Below are 5185 nucleotides of genomic sequence, written 5' to 3'. Positions count from 1 at the left end.
TCGTTGAAGCCGAGCGTCGCGTACCGCGCGTCGAACTTGGCCGCGCTCTGGAAGAAACAGACGATCTTGCCGTCTTTGGCATAGGCGGGCATCCCGTACCAGGTTTTCGGCATGAGGGCCGGCGCGTTGGCCTTGACGATCTCATGGACCCGTTGGGCCATGACGCGATCCGATTCCGGCATCTCGGCGATCTTCGCCAGCAGGTCGCTTTCCCCGGCCGCCCTGTCCTTGTTCGCGCGCGCTTCCGCCTTCAGTTCCCTGGCGCGCTCCTTCATCGCGGCTTGTTCCTCGGCCGTAAATCCCTTGGAGGGCTTGTTGTTCGCGGCGGCGCTCTTGCCGGACTTCTTCGTAGATTCGCTCATGAAAACCTCCTCACGCTGATTGGAGTAGGAAACGCGGCCCCAACACGGCGCTCAGCGACGCGGCCGGCGGGGCTTGTCCTGCGACAGCACCCTATAGTTTCGATCCAGCACATGGCGGGCGAGACGAAGTTGCTGATGAACGGTCGAGCGCATAAAGGATTTTCCCATCAAGATGCGGTCAGGGCGGCTACTATAGCATTTTGCCACCCGATGCACAACGAGCCTCACAGGAGAGACAGGGCCTTTCAGCAGTCGTCAAGCTACCAAATACCTGACCGGTGGGCGGCCAATGGTACTCTGACAACCGTGAAACTTGTGGCTGCCTACCTGTCAGGTCTGGGCGCTACGCTATCCCCTAGCCCCTAACCCCTACCCCCTATATAATGCATGCTCTATGGAGCAAACAACCCGCAAGGGACAATGGCAACTCTGGGTGGGCCTGCTGGTGGGGGTGGCCTGTCTGGCGGCGGTGTTCATCTTCTACGCCCGCCCGGCCGAAATCATCGAGAGCCTGCGCCACGTCCACCTCGGCTACCTCCTACTGGGCACGCTGGGCGTCGTCCTCTTCCTGCTCATCCGCGCCGTCCGCTGGCGCTTCATGCTGGGCAATGCCGCCCCCTACGGCCAGGTGTTCCACATCCAGAACATCGGCTACATGCTGACCCAATTGCTGCCGCTGCGGCTGGGCGACGTGGCCCGCGCCATCCTCATCGGCAACGTCCCGCCCCTGACCCTCACCCAGGGCGTCTCGACCATGGTCGTCGAGCGGCTGCTGGACATGCTGTTTATCGTCGTCCTGCTGCCCTTCACCCTGTCCGGCCTGACCACCCTGCCGGAGTGGATGCGCTCCTTCGCCCTCTTTTCCGGCTTCGCGGCCATCGGCGGCATCCTCGTCCTCATCGTCGCCGCCAACCAGCGCGAGCGGGCCGTGCGGCTGGCCGGGCGCTTCCTGGCCCGCTGGCTGCCTTTCCTGCATGGGCCGACCTGGACGCGCCGCTTCGACGGCCTGCTCGCCGGCCTGAAGAGCCTGACCAGCCCGCGCGACGGCCTGATTCTGACCGCCCTCAGCGTCGCCGTCTGGCTGCCCATCCTGCTGGCTTACTACTACACCATGCGCGCCGTGAACCTGGAGCCGACGTGGACGATGACCGGTTTCGTCGTCTGCGCCGCGGCCTTCAGCGTGGCCGTGCCGTCCACGCCCGGCCAGGCCGGCCCCTACCACTTCGCCGTCATCACCGCCCTCCAGCTCTACGGCCAGCCGGCGGCCGAGTCGGCCAGCTTCGCTTTTCTCTACCACGTCATGAATATCGTCGTCATGGTGCTCTTCGGCGTCCTGGCTATCGCCCGCACCGGCGTCACCTTCCGCAACGTCCTCCAGTCCGCCCAATCCTTCGTCGCCCGCAAAGAACAGACCTGACAGGTTCTGCGAACATACCTCACCTCACGTGTATAACCCTGCAACACCAAATCTGCGAAATCTGCGGATCATCTCTTCATGAAGATTCTCGAAGTACTGACTTACTACCGCCCCTGGGTCAGCGGCCTGACCATCTACGTCGAGCGCCTCAGCCGGGCGCTGGTCGAACAGGGGCACGACGTCACCGTCCTGACCTCGCAATACGACCGCGACCTGCCCCGCTACGACGTGATGGACGGCGTCAAGGTCGTACGCATCCCCGTCGCTCTGCGCGTCAGCAAGGGGGTGATCATGCCCGATTTCGGGCCGATGGCCTGGAAACTGACGCGCGGCGTCGATCTCATCCACCTGCACCTGCCGCAGTTCGACGCGCCGGGGCTGGCGCTGCGCGGCCGGCTGCTGGGCAAGCCCGTCGTCCTGACCTACCACTGCGACCTGCAACTGCCGCAGGGGGCGTTCAACCAGATGGTCGACCGCGTCGTGCAGTTCCAGAACAACGCCGCCGGCCGGCTGGCCGACGCCGTCGTCACCTACACCCGCGACTACGCCGCCCACACGCCCTATCTGTCGCAGTTCCTCGACCGCAAGCTGGTCATCATCCCGCCACCCATCGCTCTCGACCCGGCCGGCGAGGCCCACGTCGCCGCCTTCCGCGACCAGCACACCGCGGGCCGCCGGCCCATCATCGGCATCTCCGCCCGGCTGGCGACGGAGAAGGGAGTCGAGGTGCTGCTGCGGGCGCTGCCGCGCGTTCTGGAGGCGTTCCCCGACGCGCTGGTGCTCCACGCCGGGCCGTACAAGGGCCTCATCGGCGAGGAGAAGTATGCCGCCCGGCTGGAACCGCTCTTCCAGCAGTACGCCGGCCACTACCGCCTGCTGGGCACGCTGCACGGGGCCGACCTGACCGCCTTCTACCGGGCGCTCGACGTGCTGTGCATTTGCAGCCTGAACAGCACCGAGAGCTTCGGCCTGGTGCAGATCGAGGCCATGCGCAACGGCGTGCCCGTGGCCGCCTGCGACCTGCCCGGCGTGCGCCAGCCGGTGACGATGACGGGCATGGGCGAGGTGTCGGCCGTGGGCGACCCGGAGGGGCTGGCCGCGGCTCTCATCCGCATCCTGCGCCGGCGCGACGCCTACGTCCGCTCCCCGGCGCTCATCGCCGAGAGCTTCGAGCCGGCCCAGACCGCGGCCGAGTACGCCCGCCTGTTCGAGGCGCTGCGCCGCGGCGAGCGGCCCGGCCGGACGGCTGAGCCGCCGGCGTATGAGCGGCTGCGGGCCATGCGCGATCAACCTGCATAGGCCAGAGTCCGCATCCTCAGATGCGGGCGGTTTACATAATTATAGGGGCGCGCATCTGAGGATGCGCACTCTGATGTCGATAATGGGTGACGTGTGACAACTGACGCGCGACCAGAAACAGACGACCTGCTGTGGCGGCAATTGAAGAGCCTGCCCGCCTTCCGCGCCCTGTTGCGGGCGGTGGAGGCGCGCTTCTACCCCTACATCCCCCTGCCCGAGCCGGCGCTCGACGTGGGCTGCGGCGACGGCCACTTCGCCCAGATGACCTTCCCCGGCCGGACGGTGACGGCGGGCATTGACCCGTGGTGGGGGCCGCTGCGCAAGGCGGTGCGCACCGGGCAATACGGCCTGCCCGTCCAGGCCCTCGGCGACCGCCTGCCCTTCGCCGACGCCCACTTCGTCAGCGCCTTCAGCAACTCGGTGCTGGAGCACATCCCCGATATCCAGCCGGTGCTGAACGAGGTCAGCCGCGTGCTGCGGCCGGGGGCGCGCTTCGTCATCACCACGCCCAGCCACTACTTCACCGAGTACCTGGGCGGGGCGGCCTTCTTCGAGCGGCTGCGGCTGAACGGCCTGGCCGGGCGCTACCGGTCGTTCTTCAACACCATCTCCCGCCACGCCCACACCGACTCGCCGGAGACGTGGGCCGGGCGGCTGGCCGCGGCGGGCTTCGCCGTGGAGCGCTGGCAGTACTACTTCTCGCGCGAGGCGCTGCGGGCGCTGGAACTGGGGCACGCTCAGGGCTTGCCGTCGGCCGTCCTCCACGCCCTGACCGGCCACTGGATCGTCGCGCCGTGGGCCAGCAGCCTGGGGCCGACGGAGCGCTGGGTGCGCCCCTTCTATGAGGAGGAGGCCGCGCTCGACGCCGGGGCCTACCTGCTGCTCATCGCCCGCAAGCGCGCCAACGGCCCCATCCCCGTCCACCTCCCCCCGCCTCGGCCTTTGCCAGTGGGAGAAATAAATCAACCACGGATTTTCACGGATTTAGCGGATAAAGACGGATTGAAATGAAGTCTCAATCCGTATTATCCGTAGTATCCGTGAAAATCCGTGGTTGATTTATTCGCTTGCCGCCCGGCGACTCAGACCGTATGATTGCAGTCTAAGGAGGATAACGCGGCCCGATGGCCCCCGAACCGCCCAATTACAACCGCTCGCCGCTCTGGAGCCGGACGACCAAGACGATTGTCGTCCTGATCGGCCTGCTGTTCGTCATCCTCCTGGCCTGGCGCTTCCAGTCGCTCATCGGCATGCTGATCGTCGCCGCCATTCTGGCCTACCTGCTCGACCCGCTCATCACCTTCATCGGCGACCGGACGACGCTTGGCCGGGGGGCCATCATCGCCATCGTCTACATCACCCTGGCCGTGGCCCTCATCGGCGGCTTCTTCGCCCTGGGCGTCGCCAGCTTCCAGCAGATCGCCAACTTGATCGACCTGGCGCCCGATCTGATCGAAAACGCCACCGCCTCCATCAGCGCGCTCGTCAATCGCACCGAGCCGCTGCGCATTGGCCCCTTCACCATCGACCCGACGATCATCCCCTGGGAGCGGTTGACCGAGCAGATTCTCGGCCTGGCCCAACCCGCCCTGACCCAGAGCACCACCATCGTCAGCCGCTTCGCCACCACCACGGCCCGCACCGTCATCAACCTGTTCTTCATCTTCATCGTCTCGATGTACTTCGCCAGCGACCTGCCCAGCATGGGCGGCTACGTCAAGAGCTTCGCCCAGCAGCCGGGCTACCGCGAGGACGCCGAGCGGCTGATGCCGGAGCTGCGCCGCGTCTGGGGAGCCTACCTGCGCGGCCAGATCATCCTGGGGCTGGTTATCTTCCTGGTCGTCTGGATCGGGCTGATGATCCTGGGCGTGCAGAACTCGCTGGCGTTGGGGCTGCTATCCGGCCTGCTGGAGTTCGTCCCGACGATCGGGCCGATCATCGGCGCGGTGGTGGCCATTCTGGTGGCGCTCTTCCAGCCTGATAACTACCTGGGGCTGGCCTCGTGGCAATACGCGCTGGTGGTGCTGGGGTTGATGATCATCATCCAGCAGTTGGAGAACAACCTGCTGGTCCCGCGCATCGTCGGCGGGGCGCTGGACTTACGGCC

The 5185-nt window shown here is 66.3% G+C and carries 5 protein-coding genes; 4 read left to right on the top strand and 1 reads right to left on the bottom strand.

The annotated features are described in order from the left end of the window. On the bottom strand, nucleotides 1-362 hold a 362-nt coding region (locus tag ACE3UY_RS10180), incomplete at its 3' end, for an iron chaperone (protein WP_374687425.1). Nucleotides 363-756: 394 nt separating this feature from the next. On the opposite strand from ACE3UY_RS10180, the gene ACE3UY_RS10175 reads away from it, so the two are divergent. The 4 genes from ACE3UY_RS10175 to ACE3UY_RS10160 all read left to right on the top strand — a co-directional run. Then, the gene (locus tag ACE3UY_RS10175) at nucleotides 757-1779 is read left to right on the top strand and encodes a lysylphosphatidylglycerol synthase transmembrane domain-containing protein (protein WP_374687424.1); all 1023 of its coding nucleotides are present in this window, start codon (nucleotides 757-759) and stop codon (nucleotides 1777-1779) included. A gap of 78 nt (nucleotides 1780-1857) precedes the next feature. Beyond that, the gene (locus ACE3UY_RS10170) at nucleotides 1858-3078 is read left to right on the top strand and encodes a glycosyltransferase family 4 protein (RefSeq protein WP_374687423.1); all 1221 of its coding nucleotides are present in this window, start codon (nucleotides 1858-1860) and stop codon (nucleotides 3076-3078) included. A 93-nt stretch (nucleotides 3079-3171) separates the two neighbouring features. Continuing rightward, a complete protein-coding gene (locus ACE3UY_RS10165) occupies nucleotides 3172-4089 on the top strand; it encodes a class I SAM-dependent methyltransferase (protein ID WP_374687422.1) in 918 nt (305 codons plus the stop codon). Nucleotides 4090-4202: 113 nt separating this feature from the next. Next, on the top strand, nucleotides 4203-5185 hold a 983-nt coding region (locus ACE3UY_RS10160), incomplete at its 3' end, for an AI-2E family transporter (protein WP_374687421.1).

The organism is Promineifilum sp. (SeqCode), assembly GCF_041918635.1.
Taxonomy (GTDB): Bacteria; Chloroflexota; Anaerolineae; order Promineifilales; family Promineifilaceae; genus Promineifilum.
The sequence above is the reverse complement of the archived record's forward strand: the minus strand, read 5'-3'. Positions and strand labels throughout refer to the sequence as shown.